Source organism: Erwinia sp. Leaf53, assembly GCF_001422605.1.
Classification (GTDB): Bacteria; Pseudomonadota; Gammaproteobacteria; order Enterobacterales; family Enterobacteriaceae; genus Erwinia.
On the sequence record NZ_LMLK01000001.1, the window covers coordinates 69,813 to 91,147 of the forward strand.

Here is a 21,335-nt window from a genome sequence, read left to right on the forward strand (position 1 = left end):
CGCTGCCATCACTCACGATGATGGACGATCGTGGTCTTCCGTCATAATCTCATACAGCTCTTCATCACTCTGCGCCGCACGCAGCCGGCGACAAACGCTCTTATCGGCCAGCCGCTTCGCTACCAGCGACAGCGTGTGAAGATGCGTTTTACACTGATCGGCAGGCACCAGCAGGGCGAATAACAGATCGACCGGCTGGTTATCGATCGCATCAAAGGCGATCGGCTGCTCCAGGCGGATAAAGACGCCCACCGCGCGCAGCGTATCTTCTTCCAGCTTACCGTGCGGGATGGCGATGCCGTTGCCGATACCGGTACTGCCCATTTTTTCGCGCGTCAGAATCGATTCAAAGATCGTCTGGTGCGGAAGGTTCAGCTGCTTTGCTGCCAGCTCACTGATGATTTCCAGCGCCCGCTTTTTACTCTGGCAGTGTACGTTGTTACGGGTGCAGGAGAGGGTCAGCACGGCGCCCAGTTCCAGTTTCAGATCGTTATTTGTCATAGTTTCACTTACGTATTCACTGCCGCAGGGCGGTTAGCGCGGGCCGCTGCTCTGGCCAGGCGTTAAGCTGCCGGATTGATTAACGGCTCGTCCCCTGACGGGAAAACGAGCCGAAAACGGTTTCAGGCGCCCGATGGCGGCTGAAAACATCAATGCATGGTGAAATTTAGTGTTGTTTCAGTTTGTCTTTATGTTTATTGATCTGGCGTGTCAGCTTGTCAATCAAACCGTCAATCGCCGCGTACATATCTTTTTCTTCCGAGGTCGCGTGGATCTCCCCACCATTTACATGCAACGTCGCATCCGCAATCTGCGTCACCTTTTCCACTTTCAAAACAATATAGACCTGGTTAATGCGATCAAAATACTGCTCTAACTTGGCGAATTTTGTGGTCACAAATTCGCGCAGTGGTTCGGTTATCTCAACGTTCTGTCCAGTGATATTCAGTTGCATGTGGTCTTCCTTCTCAGTTCATTCACACCAGCTGTTTGCGCTGATTTGAGGGTGGGATGGATAAAGACTCTCGGTATTTTGCCACAGTACGGCGCGCGACCATAATTCCCTGATCGGAGAGCAGGGTGGTCAGCTTGCTGTCGCTGAGCGGTTTGGCGGGGTTTTCCGCCGCAATCAACTTCTTAACCAGCGCACGGATGGCGGTGGATGAGGCTTCTCCACCGCCTTCGGTATTCACATGGCTGGAGAAGAAGTACTTCAGCTCAAAGATGCCACGCGGGCTGTGCAGATATTTCTGCGTGGTGACGCGTGAGATCGTTGATTCGTGCATCTCAACGGCGCTGGCGATATCGGCCAGCACCATCGGACGCATAAACTCTTCGCCCTGTTCAAAGAACGCCTGCTGTTGATCGACGATGCAGCGGGTCACCTTCAGCAGGGTGTCATTGCGGCTCTCCAGACTTTTAATCAGCCACTTCGCTTCCTGCAGGTTGCTGCGGATATACTGGGAATCGCTGTCGTTGCGCGAGGCGGTTCCCAGCGCGGCATACTGCTGGTTGATCTTCAGGCGCGGGATGCTGTCTCCATTCAGCTCGACCGTCCAGCGGTTGCTCACCTGGCGCACCAGCACGTCAGGGATTACGTACTCCGGCTCCTGGGTATTGATCGACTGTCCGGGGCGCGGATCGAGCGACTGAATCAGCTGCATCGCCTCTTTCAGCACCTCTTCCTTCAGGCGGGTGACGCGCATCAGCGAGCGGAAATCGTGGTTAGCCAGCAGATCCAGGTGTTCACTGACGATCAGCCGCGCCTCTTTCAGCAGCGGCAGATCGGCGGCAAACTGCGACAGCTGCACCAGCAGACAGTCACGTAAATCCCGCGCGCAGACGCCGATCGGATCGAAGCGCTGCACACGTTTCAGCACCGCTTCCACTTCGTCCAGACTCAGCTCGTCGTTGCCGATGCTCTCCAGAATATCTTCCAGCGCCACGGTCAGATAGCCGGTGTCATCCACCGCATCGACAATCGAGGTGGCGATCGCCCGATCTGTGTCGGTAAACGGGGTCAGCCCCACCTGCCACATCAGATAATCCTGCAGAGACTGGGTGGTTTCGCCCTGATAAACCGGCAGCTCATCGTCGTGATAATCGGTGCCGGTGCCGGACGGGGTGCCGGCGGTGTAAATCTCATCCCAGGTGGCGTCCAGCGGCAGCTCTTCCGGCATATCTTTCTGTTCGAGCGCTTCACGGGTATCCAGCGAATCGGTTTCCTGATATTCGCGGGAGTCCACCTCTTCATGGATATCGGTCTGTTCAAGCAAAGGATTACTTTCCAGCGCCAGCTGAATTTCCTGCTGAAGTTCAAGCGTAGAGAGCTGCAACAGGCGGATAGCCTGCTGCAGTTGTGGCGTCATGGCAAGCTGTTGGCTCAGCCTGAGTTGTAAACCTTGCTTCATAATCAGGACCACAATTCCATTAAAAACTTACCCCGGATGAACACCTTATCAGAGTCTGAACTCTTCGCCTAAGTAGACACGCTTAACTTGTTCATCAGCGAGGATTTCGGCGGGGGTTCCGTGGGCGATCAGATGCCCCTGGCTGACGATATAGGCCCGTTCACACACCGACAGCGTTTCACGCACGTTGTGATCGGTAATCAGCACGCCAAGACCGCTGTCGCGCAGATGTTCGATGATCTTTTTAATGTCGATCACCGAAATCGGATCGACGCCGGCAAAGGGCTCATCCAGCAGAATAAACTTCGGATTGGCGGCCAGCGCGCGGGCAATCTCCACGCGGCGGCGTTCGCCACCGGAGAGCGCCTGGCCAAGGCTGTCGCGCAGGTGTTCAATATGGAATTCCGCCATCAGCTCGTTGGCGCGATCCGAGCGCTGCTCGCTGCTCAGATCGTCACGGATCTGCAGTACCGCCATCAGATTGTCATACACGCTCAGGCGGCGGAAGATCGACGCTTCCTGTGGCAGGTAGCCGATGCCGCGACGGGCGCGGGCGTGCAGCGGCAGAATACTGATGTCTTCATCATCAATGACGATGCGCCCGGCATCGCGCGGTACGATGCCGACAACCATGTAAAAGGTGGTGGTCTTGCCCGCGCCGTTGGGACCCAGCAGGCCAACAATTTCACCGGATTTCACCCGCAGGCTCACATCCTCAACCACGCGACGGCCTTTATAGGCCTTCGCCAGGTTTTCCGCTATTAAGGTTGCCATAGTTATTAGTTACTCTTTTTCTGACCGTTAGACGGCGTGCCTTTGTCCTGCAGCTGCGACGGTACCAGCACGGTGGTGACCCGTTTGCCGGTGTTGCCATAGGCCTGCATTTTCTGCTCTTTCACCAGATAGGTGATGCGATCGCCTTTCACGTTGCTGTCCAGCTGCTCAAGGTAAGCGTTACCCGTCAGCTCAACGAAGTCCTTCGCCAGCTCATAGTGCATCTTCTGCGCGTGGCCTTTGACCGGCTTGCCGTTGTCCTGCATCTGGTAGAAGGTCGCCGGGCTGCCGTAAGCATCCACGATGGTCTTATTGCTGTCGCCGCCGGGACGGGTCACCACCACTTTATCGGCGGTGATTTTGATCGAACCCTGGGTGACGATCACCTTACCGGTAAAGGTGGCGACGTTCCCCTGCATATCAAGGGCCTGGTTTTCAGAATCGACGTTAACCGGCTTGTCGGAGTCGCCCGTCAGCGCCAGGGCCGGCACGCTGGCCGCCAGCAGCAGCGCGGCTGTCAGTAACTTAAGGTTGTTTTGCATTTTGAATTTCATAAGAGGTTTTGACCTTTTCAATCAGCTCGGCGGTTTTCTTCCGTAAGTTTCCACGCATCTTCATACCGGTAGAGTTAAAGTTGCTGCCATAAAGCGTTACCCGATCGTCCGAGGTGATATCCTGGGTGACCAGATTCACCAGCGCATTATCGGTGGTGATGCGCTTAAGCTGCGCCTCCGGCGTCAGGCTGTTCACTTCGACGTTACCATACAGATACAGCAGGCGATCTTTGGTCAGTTTGGCTTTGTCAGCCCGTACCGACCAGGTCGCCACTTTGTTTTCGTCATAGGTAGTCATCACCGGCTTATCGAACCAGCTGACGGATTCTGCCGCAAAATAGGTGACTTTTTCTGAGTCGAGCCGGTAACTCAGGCTGCCCTCGGGGTTATACACCACCGTATGGGAATTATCGCTCAGATAGGTCGGTTCACCGTTATCCGCCGTGGCGTTGCGATCGGCATCGTCAGAATCGGTCAGATTCCAGCCGATCAGCACGATTGCCACCAGGGCCAGAAATAGCGTAATCCAGCGTCTTGTTTTACTCATACCGACTGCCCTTTGGCCTCATCAAACTTACCCTGCGCGATTAAGATCAGATCGCAGATTTCCCTCACGGCACCGCGCCCACCCGCAATCCGGGTGACATAGTCGGCACGCGGCAGCAGCACCGGATGCGCATCGGCGACGGTGACGCTCAGGCCCACCCGGGCCATGACCGGCCAGTCAATCAGGTCATCACCAATGTAAGCCACCTGGTCTGCCGTTAGGGCTAGTGTATCCAGAAGTTCGTGGAAGGCCACCAGCTTATCAGATTGCCCCTGGTAAAGATGAGTAATCCCCAGAGTCGCACAGCGATCTTCCAGCAGTTTTGCCTTGCGGCCGGTGATGATCGCTACCTCGACCTCAGAGGTCAGCAGGCAGCGGATACCGTAACCGTCACGCACGTTAAACGCCTTCAGCTCTTCACCCTGGTTGCCCTGGTAAATGATGCCGTCGGACATTACGCCATCTACGTCGCAAATCAATAACTTAATTTCCGCGGCCCGTGCCATCACTGACTGGCTGACCGGGCCGTAACAGGTCTCAACGGTTGCTGCCGGATTGCTCATGTTCAAAAATTCCTTGTTAGACCACGCCGGCGCGCAGCATGTCATGCATATGGACCACGCCCAGCAGCAGATCGCCATCCGCGACCAGCACCGAGGTAATGTTTCTGTTTTGCATCAGGTTAAGCGCGTCCACCGCCAGGGTGTTCGCCCGCACGCGGATGCCGCCCGGCGTCATCACGCTGGCGATGCTGGCCTGCTGAATATCAATGCCCATATCGAACACCCGGCGCAGGTCACCGTCGGTAAAGATGCCTTCGATTTTCATCAGGTCGTTGCAGATGACCGTCATACCCATGTTTTTACGCGTGATCTCCAGCAACGCATCGCGCAGCGAGGCATCGCGACTGACGTGCGGCATCTCGCTGCCGCTGTGCATAATATCATCAACGCGTAACAGCAGCTTGCGCCCCAGCGCGCCGCCGGGGTGCGACAGCGCGAAATCCTCTGCGGTAAAGCCGCGGGCTTTCAGCAGCGCCACGGCCAGCGCATCGCCCATCACCAGCGTCGCGGTGGTGCTGGTTGTCGGGGCCAGGCCCAGCGGGCAGGCTTCCTGAGGCACTTTAACACACAGATGAATCTCTGCAGCGCGGCCCATTGCGCTCTCGGGGCGGCTGGTCATGCAGATCAGCCGCACCCGCAGGCGTTTCAGTACCGGGATCAGCGCCAGAATTTCAGACGATTCACCGGAATTTGAGATCGCAATCACCACATCATTCGGGCTGACCATGCCGAGATCGCCGTGGCTGGCCTCGCCGGGATGGACGAAAAAGGCCGGCGTACCGGTGCTGGCGAAGGTGGCTGCCATCTTCTTGCCGATGTGGCCGGATTTGCCCATCCCCATCACCACCACTTTACCGAGGCAGGCGGCGATCAGCTCGCAGGCACGGGTAAAGTCTTCATTAATATACTGATCAAGCTGTTCCAGCCCTTCACGTTCGATCCGCAAAACGTCCTTACCGGCCTGCTGAAAATCAAAGTCGGGATTCAGGGTGATATGCGCCATCGTTCTCAGTCCTTTTACCAGAGTGTCACTGAAGGTGAGGTGTAGAGCACCCCGACCCAGAGGATAAAGCCACACAGCAGCAGGCCGCCGGCCAGCCGGCCAATGCGCCGGCCGCGCAGCAGGCACAGCAGTGCAAACAGGGCGCTGACCGCCAGCATAACCCAGTAGTCACGGGCAAAAGCGTTGGCGTCGAACCCACCCGGGTACAGCAGTGCCGGAATGCCCAGCACAATCACCAGATTATAAATGTTAGACCCGATCAGGTTGCCTATGGCAATGTCATCTTCACCTTTCAGCGCGCCGGCTACCAGCGTGGCCAGTTCCGGCAGGCTGGTGCCGACGGAAATCAGGGTCAGACCAATCACCAGCTCGCTAACGCCAAAATAGTCCGCAATCACCGTGGCATTATCAATCACCATGCGGGTGGAGACCGGCAACAGAATCAGCGCCACCGCCAGCCACAGAAAGGCCACGGTGTTGCCAACGTCGTCCCGTGGCAGCTCCGCCACCTGTTCACGCGTCAGGGAGTCACTGTTATCCCGTTCGGCGCGGCGGGCAATTTTAATGGTAAAGGTCAGCCACAGTGCGGCGATGGCCACCAGCGCCAGGCCGTCATTGCGGCTAAGCTGATGGTCAAACAGCATCACGCCGCACACCAGGGTAACCAGCAGCATCAGCGGCAGCTCGCGGCGGAGCAGGTTGGATTGCAGGGTCAGCGGATGCAGCAGCGCCGCGCCGCCGAGGATCAACAGAATATTGGTGATGTTCGATCCCAGCGCAGTGCCGATGGCGATATCCATCTGACCGTGGCTGGCGGCGGAAAACGCGACGATCAGCTCGGGCAGTGAGGTGCCCATGCCGACCACCGTCATGCCGATGATCAGCGGCGGCATTCCCAGCGCGCGGCACAGGATCGCTGCACTAAACACCAGACGATCGGCTCCATAAACCAGTAAGACTAAACCGATAATCAATAGTGCTGTAGCTACGAGCATGAAGAGTCCTTTAAATCGGGTATAATCGTCGGTTGCCGTCTGCAGTGACGCTGGATGGTATGAAATTTTTGTGGCAGTGATTTTGACGGTCTCAGGCCGAAAAGTAAAACGTATGCCTGCTTTCGCTAAGTGATTGCGGTAAGTTTCTGTAAAAGTGTCCCGTCCCGGAGGTAATACGTTACTATCGGGAATAAATTTATCGTCTGAATAACAAGGATTGAGGTAACTATGGGCCAGACGGCGACAAATCTGGTGGAGGTGCGGGGCGTCAGTTTTACCCGCGGCAGCCGGCCGATTTTCGATAACATCTCGCTTACGGTGCCGAAAGGCAAAGTCACCGCGATCATGGGCCCCTCCGGGATTGGTAAAACCACGCTGCTGCGCCTGATCGGCGGCCAGATTGCACCGGACAACGGTGAAATCTGGTTCAACGGCGATAATATTCCCACGCTATCCCGTTCCCGTCTGTACGCCGCCCGCAAAAAGATGAGCATGCTGTTTCAGTCCGGTGCGCTGTTCACCGACCTGAACGTGTTCGACAACGTGGCGTGGCCGCTGCGTGAGCACACTTCGCTGCCGCCGGCTCTGCTGCACAGCACGGTGATGATGAAGCTGGAAGCGGTGGGGCTGCGCGGTGCGGCAAAGCTGATGCCATCTGAGCTCTCCGGCGGCATGGCCCGGCGGGCCGCGCTGGCGCGCGCGATTGCGCTGGAGCCGGAGCTGATCATGTTTGATGAGCCTTTCGTCGGCCAGGACCCGATCACCATGGGGGTGCTGGTGAAGCTGATCGATGAACTCAATCACTCGCTGGGCGTCACCTGTATCGTGGTTTCACACGACGTGCCTGAGGTGCTGAGTATTGCGGACTATGCGTATATCATTGCTGACCAGCAGGTGATCGCCCACGGGGCGGCGGCCGAGCTGCAGGCGAATCAGGATGCGCGGGTACGGCAGTTTATCGACGGTAACGCTGACGGCCCGGTGCCGTTCCGCTTCCCCGCCGGGGATTACCTTCACGATTTAGTCGGCTCAGGGAGTTAACTAACTGATGTTGTTACGAGCGCTGGCGTCACTGGGGCGACGGGGGATTGCAACCTGTTCCTCCTTCGGGCGCGCCGGATTGATGTTGTTTCATGCCCTGGTGGGTATTCCTCGTTTTCGCCGACATGCTCCGCTGCTGATCAAACAGCTGTACAGCGTCGGTGTTCTGTCGCTGTTGATCATCGTGGTGTCCGGGCTGTTTATCGGCATGGTGCTGGGGCTGCAGGGCTACCTGATCCTGAAAACCTACAGTGCAGAGACCAGCCTTGGCATGATGGTGGCGCTGTCGCTGCTGCGCGAGCTGGGGCCGGTGGTCACCGCACTGCTGTTTGCCGGCCGGGCAGGCTCGGCGCTGACCGCCGAGATCGGCCTGATGAAGGCCACTGAACAGCTTTCCAGTATGGAAATGATGGCGGTTGACCCGCTGCGGCGCATTATCTCACCGCGCTTCTGGGCCGGGTTTATCAGTATGCCGCTGCTGTCGCTGATCTTCGTGGCGGTGGGCATTCTCGGCGGTGCGCTGGTGGGGGTGAGCTGGAAAGGTATCGATGCGGGCTTCTTCTGGTCGGCGATGCAGAGCGCGGTCGATCTGCGGCAGGATATTCTCAACTGCGTAATTAAAAGTGCCGTGTTTGCCATTACCGTCACCTGGATTGCGCTGTTCAACGGTTATGACGCCATTCCGACCTCCGAAGGGATTAGTCGGGCGACCACGCGTACCGTGGTACATGCCTCGCTGGCAGTGCTCGGTCTGGATTTTGTGCTTACGGCACTGATGTTTGGGAACTGATTCAATGCAAACGAAAAAAAGCGAAATTTGGGTAGGCGCCTTCTTACTGCTGGCGCTGGTGGCGGCGATCTTCCTCTGTCTGCGGGTGGCCGATCTGCGATCGCTCGGCAACGAGCCGACCTGGAGGCTGTACGCGACCTTCGACAACATCGGCGGCCTGAAAAACGGATCGCCGGTGCGCATCGGCGGGGTGGCGGTCGGCCGGGTGAGCGATATCACCCTCGATCCAAAAACCTATTCGCCGCGGGTCACGATGGATATTAATGAAAAATATAATAATATTCCGGATACCAGCTCGCTTGCGGTGCGCACCTCCGGCCTGCTGGGCGAGCAGTATCTTGCGCTGAACGTCGGTTTTGACGATCCGGAAATGGGGACGTCTATACTCAAAGACGGCAGTACCCTGCAGGACACCAAGTCTGCGATGGTACTGGAAGACCTGATTGGCCAGTTCCTCTACAAGAGCGGCAACGGCGAAGACAAGAAGACAACGTCGTCAGATGAGCCAGGTGCGGCAGCACCGGCTGCTCCGGCGGCGGCAACTACACCAGAAGAGGGCAAGTGATGTTTAAACGTTTACTGATGGTCGCGATGCTGATCGTTGCACCGGTGGCCGCGAATGCCGCCGTCGACCAGACCAACCCGTACAAGCTGATGAACGAAGCGGCGGAAAAAACCTTCACCCGGCTGAAGAACGAGCAGCCGAAGATCAGGAAGGATCCCAACTACCTGCGCCAGGTGGTCCGCCAGGAGCTGCTGCCTTACGTGCAGGTCAAATATGCCGGTGCTTTAGTGCTGGGCCGCTACTACAAAGAAGCTACCCCGGCGCAGCGTGAAGCCTACTTCGCCGCCTTTAGTGACTACCTGACCCAGGCCTATGGACAGGCGCTGGCGATGTACAACGGCCAGACCTATCAGATTGCTCCGGAGCAGCCGCTGGGTGATTCCACCATTATCGCCATCCGCGTGACCATTATCGATCCGAACGGTCGCCCACCGGTGCGCCTTGATTTCCAGTGGCGTAAGAACAGCCGCACGGGCGACTGGCAGGCGTTTGACATGATTGCTGAAGGGGTGAGCATGATCACCACCAAGCAGAATGAGTGGAGCGATATTCTGCGTACCCAGGGCGTTGACGGCCTGACCCAGCGCCTGAAATCCTACGCCAGCGAGCCGATCACTCTGGAACAGAAAAAGTAATGGCTGCTTCATTACGCTGGCAGGTCGAGGCGGGGGTGTTACGCCTTGCCGGTGAGTTAGATCGCGATACGCTGCTGCCGCTGTGGCAGCAGCGTGCCACGCTGATGCAGCAGGCTGAGTCAATCGACGTTTCCGGGCTGGATCGTGTGGATTCACCCGGCCTTGCGCTGCTGGTGCACCTGCACGAAACCGCGCGCCAGCAGGGGCGTGCGCCGCGCTTTACCGGCATCACCGATAAACTGGCTTCACTGATTACGCTCTACAATCTCCAGAAAATTATTGTGGAGAACGTCTGATCCCCGGCACGGCGGCTGCGTCCGCCGTGCCACATCGGAACCTGCTGAGTTCGTTGCCCTTTTTCCTCCTCTCACTGCCCGCGACTTTACCTCTCCGCCCGCTGACGACGGCGTAATCTACCGGTATTGCTGTTTTTCCGCCGCGCGCGGCATTTATTGCTTGTTTAAGAGTCGGGCGGATTCCACTAATATGTGTGCCTGTTTATTATCTGGTGAGTTTGAAGGCATCATGGAAAATAGTGAAATTCAGTCCGTCCTGATGAGCGCGCTGCCGCTGCAGGAAGTCCACGTTACCGGTGATGGTAGCCATTTTCAGGTGATTGCCGTGGGCGAGCTGTTTGCTGAGTTAAGCCGCGTTAAAAAGCAACAGACGGTCTACGCTCCCCTGATGGCCTATATTGCGGATAACCGCATGCATGCGGTGTCCATCAAGACCTACACCCCTGAAGAGTGGGCACGTGACCGTAAGCTGAACGGTTTCTAAGCTGAACGGCACCGGCCTTGCCCGATGTGGCAAGGCTCTCGTCTTTTTCGTATGACAACAGAGAGCAGTTGCAATGGATAAATTTCGTGTACAGGGTCCGACCCGCCTGAGCGGTGAAGTCACCATTTCCGGGGCTAAAAATGCCGCGCTGCCGATCCTGTTCGCTGCTTTACTGGCCGAAGAGCCGGTAGAGATCCAGAATGTCCCGAAACTGAAGGACATCGATACCACCCTCAAGCTGCTTGGCCAGCTGGGCGTGAAGGCCGAGCGCAATGGCTCGGTGCATCTGGACGCCAGTCAGGTCAGCGTTTACTGCGCGCCTTACGATCTGGTCAAAACCATGCGTGCCTCGATCTGGGCGCTGGGCCCGCTGGTGGCACGTTTCGGCCAGGGGCAGGTTTCCCTGCCCGGCGGCTGTGCCATCGGCGCGCGTCCGGTTGACCTGCACATTACCGGCCTGGAACAGCTGGGTGCCGAGATCAGGCTGGAAGAAGGCTACGTTAAGGCATCGGTTGATGGCCGCCTGAAAGGCGCGCACATCGTGATGGATAAGGTCAGCGTTGGCGCAACCGTGACCATCATGAGCGCGGCGACGCTGGCCACCGGCACCACCATCATCGAGAATGCGGCACGCGAGCCGGAAATCGTCGATACCGCCAACTTCCTCAATACGCTGGGCGCAAAAATCAGCGGCGCGGGCAGCGATCGCATCACCATTGAGGGCGTTGAGCGCCTGGGCGGCGGCGTCTATCGCGTACTGCCTGACCGTATCGAAACCGGCACCTTCCTGGTCGCGGCGGCGATCTCCGGCGGAAAAGTGGTTTGTCGTGCGGCTCAGCCCGACACGCTGGATGCGGTGCTGGCGAAACTGCGTGAAGCCGGTGCTCAGATCGAACAGGGCGAAGACTGGATCAGTCTGGACATGCACGGCAAGCGTCCAAAGGCCGTTAACCTGCGTACCGCGCCGCACCCGGGCTTCCCGACCGATATGCAGGCGCAGTTCAGCCTGCTGAACCTGGTGGCTGAAGGCACCGGTGTGATCACCGAAACCATCTTTGAAAACCGCTTTATGCACGTGCCTGAACTGGTGCGCATGGGCGCACACGGTGAAATCGAGAGCAATACGCTGATTTGTCACGGTGTGGAAACGCTGTCCGGTGCTCAGGTGATGGCGACCGACCTGCGTGCATCCGCGAGCCTGGTGCTGGCCGGCTGTATTGCCGAAGGGACCACCATCGTCGATCGTATCTATCATATCGATCGTGGCTACGAACATATTGAAGACAAGCTGATTGCGTTGGGTGCCAACATCCAGCGTGTGAAAGGCGAAGAGTAAGCGCTCACGCGTAATAAAAATCAGGGTCGGTAAGCATTACCGGCCCTTTTTTTTACCGGCGGATCAGCTTTTTACGGTCAATCAGCTGATGCGTCTCCGGGTCATAGTAGCGGCTGGGCCAGATTTGCGCCGGGTGAACGGCTAACGCATCGGCGATTAGCCACTCGCCTTTCGGCCACGGGCGGCACAGCGCGTTCGCCAGGGTCGACGAACTCAGACCGGCCTGACGTGACTGGGCGGCCAGCGTAGTCCCCTTTTTACGTAATCCGGCAATAATATCGGCAGGATGCCAGTCCTGTTGCGAATGTTTCACGTGCATGTCCTCCTTGCGCACAGCAGAAATTAAGGTGTGAAGCACACGGCTTAGGGCATCAGCTTCGCTGGAAATGCGCGATCCTATGCGCCCCGAACCAGGGGATAACCGTCTGCTTCGGGTGATTTATAGCAAACTAATTCCAGTAAGTTCCAGCGTTATTCGATAAAATAATACGTTTTGAGCATTGCAACGCAAAAGCTCCGGTAACCATTGAGGATGTTGCAGTAATGCGTGGCTGAAGTCAGGGGAAAGGGTAGGGGAATTCTTATTAAAGTCAGTAATGGCGCGGCTTGCCACGCCATCGGTCAATCAGAAATCACGCTGTACTGACATATGCGCCAGCGCTTCCAGCGCGCTGCGCCATGGCGTTGCTGGCAGCACCTGCAGGGCGGTAATCGCCTTATCGGCTTCCTGTTCGGCGGCCTGGCGGGTCCACTCCAGTGAACCGTGCTGACGCATCGCTTCCAGAACGGGTTCCAGTAAGTGACGTCCGTTACCTTCTTCAATAGCAGAGCGGATCATACTGGCCTGTTCAGGCGTGCCGTTGCGCATGGCATGCAGCAGCGGCAGGGTTGGTTTGCCTTCGCTCAGGTCGTCACCGACGTTCTTACCGAGGGTTTTGCCATCGGCGCTGTAATCCAGCAGATCGTCGATCAGCTGGAAGGCGGTACCGATATAGCGGCCGTAATCCTGCAGCGCCTGCTCCTGTTCCGGCGTCGCACCGGCGAGGATGGCAGAAGACTGTGCGGCGGCTTCAAACAGGCGTGCGGTTTTGCTGTAAATCACCCGCATATAGCTCTCTTCGGTAATGTCCGGGTCGTTGCAGTTCATTAACTGCAGCACTTCCCCTTCGGCGATCACGTTCACCGCTTCTGACATCAGCGCCAGCACCCGCAGCGAGCCGAGGCTGGTCATCATCTGGAAGGCGCGCGTATAGATAAAGTCGCCTACCAGCACGCTGGCCGCATTGCCAAAGGCGGCGTTGGCGGTGGCTTTACCCCGGCGCATATCCGACTCGTCGACCACGTCGTCGTGTAACAGAGTGGCGGTATGAATAAATTCGATCAGCGCGGCCACGGTAATGTGCTGTTTACCGTCATAGTCGTTGATGGCGCGCGCGGCCAGAACGGCGATCATTGGGCGGATACGTTTCCCACCGCCGCTGATAATGTAATAGCCCAGCTGATTAATGAGGGATACGTCCGAGTTCAGCTGGTCGAGTATTGTCGCATTGACGTCCGCCATATCCGGCGCGGTGAGTTCGTTTATCTGTTCTAAGTTCATCAGTCTTTCAGCTATCGCTCGCTCAGATCGCTCATGAAAGGCGCTTTAACTCGTGCCCGTGGCGTGAAATGGTGGACAGATTGTACTTGAAAAACGCGGCGGTGAAACGCCCCCATTCGTATTGCCTTTTTTTTCTGCAATACAGCGTAACAGACACTTGTCTTTAGCCGGGAAGTTGCGTAGAATTCGCGCCCTATTGTGAATATTTATAGCGCTACCTGATAATCAAAAAAAGGTCAGTGCGAGAGCGGAGTTTATATGTACGCGGTTTTCCAAAGTGGTGGTAAACAACACCGAGTAAGCGAAGGTCAGACCGTTCGCCTGGAAAAGCTGGACATCGCAACCGGTGAAACTGTTGAGTTCGACCAGGTTCTGATGATTGCCAATGGCGAAGACGTTAAGATCGGCGCACCTTTAGTTTCAGGTGGCGTGATCAAGGCAGAAATCGTAGCTCACGGTCGTGGCGACAAGATCAAGATTGTTAAGTTCCGTCGTCGTAAGCATTACCGTAAGCAGCAGGGTCACCGTCAGTGGTTTACTGACGTGAAGATCACTGGCATCAGCGCTTAAGAGGAGATCTGACAAATGGCACACAAGAAAGCTGGTGGTTCGACCCGTAACGGTCGTGACTCCAATGCAAAACGTCTGGGCGTAAAACGTTTCGGCGGCGAATCAGTACTGGCTGGTAGCATCATCGTTCGTCAGCGTGGAACTAAGTTCCATGCCGGCACCAACGTTGGCTGCGGTCGTGACCACACCCTGTTTGCAACTGCAGACGGCAAGGTCAAATTCGAAGTGAAAGGCCCGAACAACCGTAAGTACATCAGCATCGTTGCTGAGTAAGGTTTTCGTGCCGCAGGGTGGTGCATAACCCCCTTAGCGACGAAAAGAGAAGCCCCGCATTAGACTGCGGGGCTTTTTACATTCTGCGAGGGACCCGGCAGATGTCAGGCATTAAACAGCAGGCCGGCATGGGCATTGCCTTAGCGCTGGTGACGGCCATGTGCTGGGGATCGTTACCCATCGCAATGAAGCAGGTGCTGACGGTGATGGATCCGTTCACCATCGTCTTCTTCCGCTTTTCTCTGGCAGCGGCAGGGCTGGGCATCATCCTGGCGCTGAAACGGCAGCTGCCCCCGGCAGATTTCTTTCGTCACCCGCGCTGGCTGGTTTACGTACTGATCGCCACCGGCGGGCTGCTGGGCAACTTTGTGTTGTTTGGCTCGTCGCTGCAGTATCTCAGCCCGACGGCGTCGCAGGTGATTGCCCAGCTGGCACCGCCGTGCATGATGGCCGCCAGCGTGCTGATCCTCAAAGAGAAAATGCGCGGCAGTCAGCTGATCGGTGCTGCCCTGTTGTTGTGCGGCATGCTGATGTTTTTTAACACCAGCCTGGTTGAGATTTTCACCCGCCTGACGACTTACACCTGGGGCGTGATCCTCGGGGTAAGCGCCGCGCTGGTGTGGGTCGTTTACGGCGTCACGCAAAAAATACTTTTGCGTCGGCTGGCCTCGCAGCAGATCCTGTTTTTGCTGTACACTTTATGTGCGGTGGCGCTGTTGCCTATGGCACGCGTCACGCTGCTCTGGCAGCTGAACGGCTGGCAGCTCTGTTGCCTGCTATTTTGTGCGCTGAATACCCTGGTAGGTTACGGTGCGCTGGCGGAAGCTTTTTCCCGCACGCAGGCGTCGCAGGTCAGCGCGATCGTTACGCTGACGCCGCTGTTTACCCTGCTGTTTTCAGAATTGTTATCGCTTGGCTGGCCCGACTTTTTTGCTGTACCGGTGCTGAATACCCTCGGGTTTATCGGGGCAATCGTCGTGGTGTCAGGCGCCATGTTTTCCGCAATTGGTCATCGCTTATGGCCACGGCGGAGCAATCCCGTTCCGGTGCCACCTGCATCGCGGCCGGGCGAATGAGTGACGGAGAAGTAAAATGAAGTTTGTAGATGAAGCGACGATCCTGGCAGTGGCGGGCGACGGCGGCAATGGCTGCGTCAGCTTCCGTCGTGAGAAATATATCCCGCGCGGCGGCCCTGACGGCGGCGACGGCGGCGACGGCGGCGACGTGTATATGCTGGCCGATGAGAACCTTAACACCCTGATCGACTACCGTTTTGAGAAGTCTTTCCGCGCAGAACGCGGCCAGAACGGCCAGAGCCGTGACTGTACCGGCAAGCGTGGCCAGGACATCATCATTAAGGTGCCGGTCGGTACGCGTATTATCGATCAGGGCACCGGTGAAACGCTGGGCGATATGACCCACCACACCCAGAAGCTGATGGTCGCTAAAGGCGGCTGGCACGGCCTCGGTAACAGCCGCTTCAAGTCCTCCGTAAACCGTGCGCCGCGTCAGAAGACCATGGGCACGCCGGGTGAAGCGCGTGATCTGCAGCTGGAGCTGATGCTGCTGGCCGACGTCGGCATGCTCGGCCTGCCGAACGCCGGTAAGTCGACCTTTATCCGCGCGGTCTCCGCCGCCAAGCCAAAAGTGGCCGATTACCCGTTCACCACTCTGGTGCCAAGCCTTGGCGTGGTGCGTATGGACCACGAGCAGAGCTTTGTGGTGGCGGATATTCCTGGCCTGATCGAGGGCGCTTCCGAAGGTGCTGGCCTGGGGATCCGTTTCCTTAAGCACCTGGAACGCTGCCGCGTGCTGCTGCACACCATCGACCTCGCGCCGATCGACGAGAGCGATCCGGTGGAGAATGCGAAAATCATCCTCGGCGAACTGGAAAAATACAGCGGCAAGCTGTTCCAGAAGCCACGCTGGCTGGTGTTCAACAAGGTTGACCTGCTTGATAAGGAAGAGGCGGAATCCCGTGCCAAAGCGATTGCCGACGCGCTGGGCTGGACCGAGAAATACTATCTGATTTCGGCGGCGAACCGCGAAGGCGTCACCGCGCTGTGCTGGGACGTGATGTCGTTTATCAACGCCAACCCGAAAGAAGAAGAGCTGAAAACCGCGCAGCCGGAGAAAGTCGAATTCATGTGGGACGACTATCACCGTGAGCAGCTGGAAGCCGCGCAGCCGGTGGTGGAAGAAGATGATGACTGGGATGACGACTGGGATGAAGAAGACGACGAAGGCGTCGAGATCATCTATCAGCGTTAATTCAGGCTGAAATCAAAAACGGGACGCGATAAGCGTCCCGTTTTTTTTGCCGCAGGCTCAGATTCAGCATCCTGCACTCCGCTTCAGGGCCGAAGCCTTCCGGCCTGTTGCGCATTACAGATCCAGCGCACCGGCCCGGTGCTGAACGGATGGCGCGATGGTGATGCAGCCTGTATCAGGCCCCCAGCGTCGCGCCGCCGTCCACCACGATATCCTGCATCACGATATGGCTGGCGTTATCCGAGGCGAGGAACAGGATCGCGCTGGCGATCTCCTCAGGCTGCGCGATTTTACCCAGCGGGATCCCCAGCTTGTACTGGTCCGGGTAGCCGGCGATCATCTGCTGTTCATCTTCCGGGCGGTGCCACAGGCTGCGCTGCATGGCGGTATCCGTCGAGCCCGGCGAAACGATATTGCAGCGCACGCCGAACGGTGCCATCTCCAGCGCCACCGTCATGCACAGGCTGCGCAGCGCGGCTTTGGAGGCACCATAGGCCGACATGCCGATACGTGGCGCATGCGCAGCGTTGGAGGCCACGGTGACAATCGCTCCGCCGCGCTGCTGGCGAAACAGCGGCAGCGTCTGCTGGAACAGGTTAAACGCGCCGCCGGCGTTAACCGCCATACAGGCCTGCCAGTCTTCCACCGCCAGCGTCTCGGTGCTGCCGGTGCGCAGGATGCCTGCCGCGTTGACCAGCACGTCAAGACGGGGGATATCGGCCAGCAGCCTCTCACAGACGTTTTTCACCTGCCCGGCATCGGCTATGTCGACGATGACCCGCTGGAACGGATAGTCGCTCTGTGAAAACTGACGGTCAAAACCGACCACCGAGGCGCCCGCCGCCACAAACGCCAGCGCCGTATGGTAGCCAATCCCCTGGCCTGCTCCGGTGACCCACACCTGTTTATCGCTAAAATCAAACTGGCAGGACATTATGCCGGCTCCCTCGACAGCAGCTGCCACCAGCCGTCAATGCTCGGGTCTTTCGCCAGCGCAACGAAATCGATATCGCTGTGCACCTGACGCCAGCGGGCGGCCAGCGACATAATGCGTACCGAATCGAGGCCGTAATCCACCAGGTTCTCATCATCTTCCAGATCCCCTGCATCGTCATCCAGCAGCGGCAGCACCACGGCGCGCAGCTGCGCTTTCGAGCGCGGTACCGGCAGCAGCTCATCGGTCATCACTACTTTGCCGCTGCGGCCGGCGGTGTAGGTCAGCGCCATCAGATGCTCGTCGCGGCTGAAGTCGGCCAGCGCATCGGCGACCATAAACGGCTTGATGTTACGCATAAAGGCGTCGGTGGCGGTGGTCAGACAGCCGATATGGGCGTAGACGCCACAGATAATCAGCTGATCGCGGCCGGTTTCGTTAAGGATCGACTCCAGCGGCGAACGGTGGAAAGCGCTGTAACGCCACTTCACCAGCACCTGGTCCTGCTCGTCCGGCGCCAGCGCGCTGACCACCCGCTGCTGATCGGGGTGCTTATTGAGGCCCGGCCCCCACATGTCGTTCAGCAGGGCGCGATCTTCTGCGCTCTGCTGGTTCGGCTGGGCGGTATAAAACACCGGAATGCCCTGCGCCTTGCAGTACTGGCGCAGCGCGGCGATATTCGCCACCACCTGCTCAACCAGCGGGCTGTTGTCACCCCAGAAGTTGAGGAAGTACTCCTGCATGTCGTGGATCAACAGCGCGGCGCGCGCGGGTTCAAACGGCCAGCTGACCTTGTTGGTCGGCAGTTCAGCTGCGGTTGGCAGCGCATAGGACTCGAGTTTTGGAATAGCCATGCTTTCTCCTGAAAAATTAATTGCCCTGCTGAGCAGCCAGCTGCTGGCGCAGCAGTTTCTTATCCACTTTGCCGACGGGGGTCAGCGGCAGCGAGTCGGTAAACTCGAAGCGGTCCGGCAGCTTGAATTCGGCGATGCCCAACTCACGCAGATAGCGGCGCAGTACCACCGGCTTCAGCGCGCTTTTCGCCACAATAATCGCGCAGCTCTTCTCGCCCATCAGCGCGTCCTCTACCGACACCAGCGCGGCATGGATCACCTCCGGATGGCGCAGCAGCAGGTTTTCGATCTCCTCGGCGGCGATCTTCTCACCGCCGCGGTTGATCTGATCCTTTTCACGCCCCTGCACGGTGATATAGCCATCTTCGGCAATCGAAATCAGGTCGCCGGAGCAGTAAAAGCCATCGGCATCAAAGCTGGCGGCATTGTGCTCCGGGCTGTTGTAGTAGCCGCGGAAGGTGTAGGGGCCGCGGGTCATCAGGCGGCCGGTGGTGCCGGCCGGCAGCGGGTTACCCTGCTCATCGGCCACCCACACCTCATCGTCCGGTGAAATCGGCCGGCCTTGGGTGGTCAGAATATGCTGCTCACTGTCATCCAGCCGGGTGTAGTTAACCAGCCCTTCCGCCATGCCAAACACCTGCTGCAGCTGACAGCCGATCTCGCTCTGAATACGCGAGGCCAGCGACTCACTGAGTCTGGCACCGCCGACCTGCAACAGCGTCAGTGAGGCCAGCGCGCGGTTGCTGCCAGACTCGGCAATCGCCTGCAGCCACAGGCTGACCGCGGGCGGCACCAGCGCGGCGACGTTGACCTGATGTTTCTCGATCAGGCCAAAACAGGCGCCCGGGCTGGGATCGCTGGCCAGCACCACGCAGCCACCGGCGTGGAATACGCCGAGCGAGCCGGGTGAGCTCATCGCGTAGTTGTGGGCGGAGGGCAGGGCACACAGGTAGCGGGTATTATCGGTAAAGCGGCAAATCTGCACGCTGCCGCGCACGCTGTAGTCATAATCATTGTGGGTACGCGGGATCAGCTTTGGCGTGCCGGTACTGCCGCCGGAGAGCTGGAAGAACGCAACTTCATCCCCCGCCGACGGCGTGGCCACAAAGTCAGCGGCATCTTCATCCAGCATGCCGGCCAGCGACAGCGCGGCGTGGTTCTCATTATGCAGCGCCACCACCCGCAGCGACGGCAGCGACTGCCGCAGCTGCTGCATAAAAACATCATCACGGAACAGCGCGTGCTGACGATCGGCAATCAGCAGGGCAGGCTGCAGCAGCGTGGCGTAGGAGGTCAGCTCGGTACGCTGATGGCTGAACAGCGCGTTAACCGGGGCGACGCCCAGCTTATACAGCGCGAACAGCACCACGTAGAATTCGGCAATATTGCCCAGCTGCACCAGCGCGGTATCGCCGGTTTTCAGGCCTCGCCGCTGCAGCGCCGCCGCCAGCCGGTCCGATCGCTGCGCCAGATCGCGGTAGCTGAGCTGGCGTTCGCCGTCGATCACCGCAACGGCCGTGCTGTCGGCGCGGCGGTTCAGGATCTCGCTCAACGGCAGATCCAGCCAGTAGCCCTTCGCGCGGTAGCGCGCCGCCAGCGCGTCCGGCCAGCGTGAGTATGCAATGGTCATCGTTATCCTTAATTGAGGCCAAACGCCTGCAGCATGGTATTAAGTTTGACGCCGGTTTCGCGCCATTCGGATTCCGGGCTGGAGGCCGGCACGATGCCTGCGCCGGCGAACAACCGCACGCGGTTGCCGTTGACCTTGCCGCAGCGGATGGTCACCACCCACTCGCCGTTGCCCTGGTCATCACACCAGCCGACGATGCCGCCGAACAGGCCGCGGTTGAACGGCTCCAGCTCGGCGATCAGATCCCGCGCTTTATCGTGCGGGAAGCCGCTCAGCGCCGGGGTCGGGTGCAGCAGGCAGGCCAGCGACAGCGCGGTATCGGCCGCATCGCTCGGTTCCCCCTCAATCGGCGTGCCGAGGTGCCACAGCGTGGGCGTGGTCAGCAGCTGCGGCGTCGCCGGTAGCCCAAGGTAGGCGCTGCGCGGGTGCAGCACGTTACGCATGGCGTCTGTGACCAGCTGATGCTCATAGCGATCTTTACGGGAGTTCATCAGCGACTGCCCGGCCTGGCGATCCTTCTCGGGGCAGCTCTCACGCCGCGCCGAACCGGCCAGCGGATGGGTAAAGTAGCGGTTGCCCTCTTTTCGCAGCAGCAGCTCCGGGCTGGCCCCCAGCAGCGAGCCGCCTTCTGCCAGCGGCACGTGGAAGTTGTAGCTGGCCGGGTTCTGGCGCAGCACCCTGGACATCAGCTGGCCAACGTTAATCGGCTCACGGGTGGCGATCTCCATCAACCGTGACAGCACCACTTTGTCCAGCCGCGGCGAGCTGGTCGCCGCAACGGCCTCGCTGACCATCTGCATAAACACGGCCTGCTCAGGTAGCGCGGTACGACGGGTGACTTCCGGCAACGCCGCCTGCGCCGCTGGCAGCCGTTGCTGGAACGCCTGGCGGTCGAAGAACTGTACGGATTCAGGAATAAACAGCGCAGAGGGCTGGCGGGTATCGAAGGGAATGGCGCCGACCAGCACCGGCCTGGCGATTCCCTGGCGTTTTGCCTGCAGGAACTGGTGTGACACGGTCTGCTGGAACTCACCGTCGAGCGCGTCTCCCCCGGCAGCCGGGGCGTCGAGGGTGGTGAAACAGCCCTGGGTTGCCAGACTCTTCCAGGGGGAGGTAAAGAAGAAGCCGCTGGCGGCCGCTTCTGTGGCGAAACGAAGCGTACTTTCTGAGGTTAACGATTCCATTCTGCATCCTTAATAAATGATAAAC

At 58.6% G+C, this 21,335-nt stretch carries 26 protein-coding genes; 11 read left to right on the forward strand and 15 right to left on the reverse strand.

Features of this window, described 5'->3' with window-relative positions; genetic code table 11:
- Window positions 1-12 precede the first annotated feature (12 nt).
- The 9 genes from ptsN to ASF13_RS00315 form a co-directional block, all read right to left on the reverse strand.
- Window positions 13-501, reverse strand: a complete 489-nt coding sequence (gene ptsN / locus ASF13_RS00275; RefSeq protein ID WP_056231126.1) for a PTS IIA-like nitrogen regulatory protein PtsN — start codon at window positions 499-501, stop codon at window positions 13-15.
- Between the two features lie 166 nt (window positions 502-667).
- Window positions 668-955, reverse strand: a complete 288-nt coding sequence (gene hpf, locus ASF13_RS00280) for a ribosome hibernation promoting factor (RefSeq protein WP_056231129.1) — start codon at window positions 953-955, stop codon at window positions 668-670.
- Between the two features lie 22 nt (window positions 956-977).
- A complete protein-coding gene (gene rpoN / locus ASF13_RS00285; RefSeq protein ID WP_056232285.1) occupies window positions 978-2,411 on the reverse strand; it encodes an RNA polymerase factor sigma-54 in 1,434 nt (477 codons plus the stop codon).
- Window positions 2,412-2,459: 48 nt separating this feature from the next.
- Window positions 2,460-3,185 (reverse strand): LPS export ABC transporter ATP-binding protein, encoded by a 726-nt coding sequence (gene lptB, locus ASF13_RS00290; protein ID WP_056231132.1) that lies wholly within the window; start codon window positions 3,183-3,185, stop codon window positions 2,460-2,462.
- A 5-nt stretch (window positions 3,186-3,190) separates the two neighbouring features.
- Window positions 3,191-3,739 carry a lipopolysaccharide ABC transporter substrate-binding protein LptA gene (lptA, locus tag ASF13_RS00295; protein ID WP_056231134.1) on the reverse strand — a complete coding sequence of 183 codons (549 nt, stop codon included), beginning with the start codon at window positions 3,737-3,739 and terminating at the stop codon, window positions 3,191-3,193.
- Window positions 3,711-4,286, reverse strand: a complete 576-nt coding sequence (lptC, locus tag ASF13_RS00300) for an LPS export ABC transporter periplasmic protein LptC (RefSeq protein ID WP_056231137.1) — start codon at window positions 4,284-4,286, stop codon at window positions 3,711-3,713. Before lptC ends, lptA begins: the two co-directional genes overlap by 29 nt.
- Complete coding sequence (gene kdsC, locus ASF13_RS00305; RefSeq protein WP_056231140.1) at window positions 4,283-4,849, reverse strand: 3-deoxy-manno-octulosonate-8-phosphatase KdsC; 567 nt, start codon at window positions 4,847-4,849, stop codon at window positions 4,283-4,285. Before kdsC ends, lptC begins: the two co-directional genes overlap by 4 nt.
- Window positions 4,850-4,865: 16 nt before the next feature.
- Complete coding sequence (kdsD, locus tag ASF13_RS00310) at window positions 4,866-5,852, reverse strand: arabinose-5-phosphate isomerase KdsD (protein ID WP_056231143.1); 987 nt, start codon at window positions 5,850-5,852, stop codon at window positions 4,866-4,868.
- 14 nt (window positions 5,853-5,866) lie between these two features.
- Window positions 5,867-6,847, reverse strand: coding sequence for a calcium/sodium antiporter (locus ASF13_RS00315; RefSeq protein ID WP_056231146.1), 981 nt, complete (start codon window positions 6,845-6,847; stop codon window positions 5,867-5,869).
- Window positions 6,848-7,075: 228 nt separating this feature from the next.
- Between ASF13_RS00315 and mlaF the strand changes: the two genes are divergently transcribed.
- The 7 genes from mlaF to murA all read left to right on the forward strand — a co-directional run bounded on the left by mlaF (window position 7,076) and on the right by murA (window position 11,994).
- Window positions 7,076-7,888, forward strand: a complete 813-nt coding sequence (gene mlaF / locus ASF13_RS00320) for a phospholipid ABC transporter ATP-binding protein MlaF (RefSeq protein ID WP_056231148.1) — start codon at window positions 7,076-7,078, stop codon at window positions 7,886-7,888.
- A gap of 7 nt (window positions 7,889-7,895) precedes the next feature.
- Window positions 7,896-8,678 (forward strand): lipid asymmetry maintenance ABC transporter permease subunit MlaE, encoded by a 783-nt coding sequence (gene mlaE, locus ASF13_RS00325; protein ID WP_056231152.1) that lies wholly within the window; start codon window positions 7,896-7,898, stop codon window positions 8,676-8,678.
- Window positions 8,679-8,682: 4 nt separating this feature from the next.
- Window positions 8,683-9,243, forward strand: coding sequence for an outer membrane lipid asymmetry maintenance protein MlaD (mlaD, locus tag ASF13_RS00330; protein WP_056231154.1), 561 nt, complete (start codon window positions 8,683-8,685; stop codon window positions 9,241-9,243).
- Complete coding sequence (mlaC, locus tag ASF13_RS00335; protein ID WP_056231156.1) at window positions 9,243-9,878, forward strand: phospholipid-binding protein MlaC; 636 nt, start codon at window positions 9,243-9,245, stop codon at window positions 9,876-9,878. The genes mlaD and mlaC overlap by 1 nt, the downstream gene beginning before the upstream one ends.
- On the forward strand, window positions 9,878-10,174 hold the full coding sequence (gene mlaB, locus ASF13_RS00340) for a lipid asymmetry maintenance protein MlaB (protein ID WP_056231159.1): 297 nt from the start codon (window positions 9,878-9,880) through the stop codon (window positions 10,172-10,174). Before mlaC ends, mlaB begins: the two co-directional genes overlap by 1 nt.
- 229 nt (window positions 10,175-10,403) lie before the next feature.
- On the forward strand, window positions 10,404-10,658 hold the full coding sequence (gene ibaG, locus ASF13_RS00345; protein ID WP_056231162.1) for a BolA family iron metabolism protein IbaG: 255 nt from the start codon (window positions 10,404-10,406) through the stop codon (window positions 10,656-10,658).
- 73 nt (window positions 10,659-10,731) lie between these two features.
- The gene (murA, locus tag ASF13_RS00350; RefSeq protein WP_056231164.1) at window positions 10,732-11,994 is read left to right on the forward strand and encodes a UDP-N-acetylglucosamine 1-carboxyvinyltransferase; all 1,263 of its coding nucleotides are present in this window, start codon (window positions 10,732-10,734) and stop codon (window positions 11,992-11,994) included.
- A 52-nt stretch (window positions 11,995-12,046) separates the two neighbouring features.
- Here the strand turns inward: murA and ASF13_RS00355 are convergent, their stop codons facing one another.
- Together ASF13_RS00355 and ispB are read right to left on the reverse strand one after the other, a co-directional pair.
- Window positions 12,047-12,313, reverse strand: coding sequence for a helix-turn-helix domain-containing protein (locus tag ASF13_RS00355; protein ID WP_082502251.1), 267 nt, complete (start codon window positions 12,311-12,313; stop codon window positions 12,047-12,049).
- Between the two features lie 306 nt (window positions 12,314-12,619).
- Window positions 12,620-13,594, reverse strand: a complete 975-nt coding sequence (gene ispB, locus ASF13_RS00360; protein WP_056231167.1) for an octaprenyl diphosphate synthase — start codon at window positions 13,592-13,594, stop codon at window positions 12,620-12,622.
- 258 nt (window positions 13,595-13,852) lie between these two features.
- On the opposite strand from ispB, the gene rplU reads away from it, so the two are divergent.
- The 4 genes from rplU to cgtA all read left to right on the forward strand — a co-directional run bounded on the left by rplU (window position 13,853) and on the right by cgtA (window position 16,708).
- Window positions 13,853-14,164 (forward strand): 50S ribosomal protein L21, encoded by a 312-nt coding sequence (gene rplU / locus ASF13_RS00365; RefSeq protein ID WP_056231170.1) that lies wholly within the window; start codon window positions 13,853-13,855, stop codon window positions 14,162-14,164.
- Window positions 14,165-14,179: 15 nt separating this feature from the next.
- A complete protein-coding gene (gene rpmA, locus ASF13_RS00370) occupies window positions 14,180-14,437 on the forward strand; it encodes a 50S ribosomal protein L27 (RefSeq protein WP_017349604.1) in 258 nt (85 codons plus the stop codon).
- A 110-nt stretch (window positions 14,438-14,547) separates the two neighbouring features.
- Window positions 14,548-15,513 (forward strand): DMT family transporter, encoded by a 966-nt coding sequence (locus ASF13_RS00375; RefSeq protein ID WP_056232291.1) that lies wholly within the window; start codon window positions 14,548-14,550, stop codon window positions 15,511-15,513.
- 16 nt (window positions 15,514-15,529) lie between these two features.
- A complete protein-coding gene (gene cgtA / locus ASF13_RS00380) occupies window positions 15,530-16,708 on the forward strand; it encodes an Obg family GTPase CgtA (protein WP_056231173.1) in 1,179 nt (392 codons plus the stop codon).
- Between the two features lie 175 nt (window positions 16,709-16,883).
- Here the strand turns inward: cgtA and dhbA are convergent, their stop codons facing one another.
- Genes dhbA through ASF13_RS00400 form a run of 4 tightly spaced genes read right to left on the reverse strand, consistent with a single transcriptional unit; the run spans window position 16,884 to window position 21,310 of the window.
- Complete coding sequence (gene dhbA, locus ASF13_RS00385; protein ID WP_056231176.1) at window positions 16,884-17,642, reverse strand: 2,3-dihydro-2,3-dihydroxybenzoate dehydrogenase; 759 nt, start codon at window positions 17,640-17,642, stop codon at window positions 16,884-16,886.
- Complete coding sequence (locus ASF13_RS00390; protein ID WP_056231180.1) at window positions 17,642-18,496, reverse strand: isochorismatase family protein; 855 nt, start codon at window positions 18,494-18,496, stop codon at window positions 17,642-17,644. Before ASF13_RS00390 ends, dhbA begins: the two co-directional genes overlap by 1 nt.
- A 16-nt stretch (window positions 18,497-18,512) precedes the next feature.
- Entirely contained in the window at window positions 18,513-20,126 is a 1,614-nt protein-coding gene (locus ASF13_RS00395; RefSeq protein ID WP_056231183.1) for a (2,3-dihydroxybenzoyl)adenylate synthase, read from the reverse strand.
- Between the two features lie 8 nt (window positions 20,127-20,134).
- Window positions 20,135-21,310 (reverse strand): isochorismate synthase, encoded by a 1,176-nt coding sequence (locus tag ASF13_RS00400; protein WP_056231187.1) that lies wholly within the window; start codon window positions 21,308-21,310, stop codon window positions 20,135-20,137.
- Window positions 21,311-21,335 lie beyond the last annotated feature (25 nt).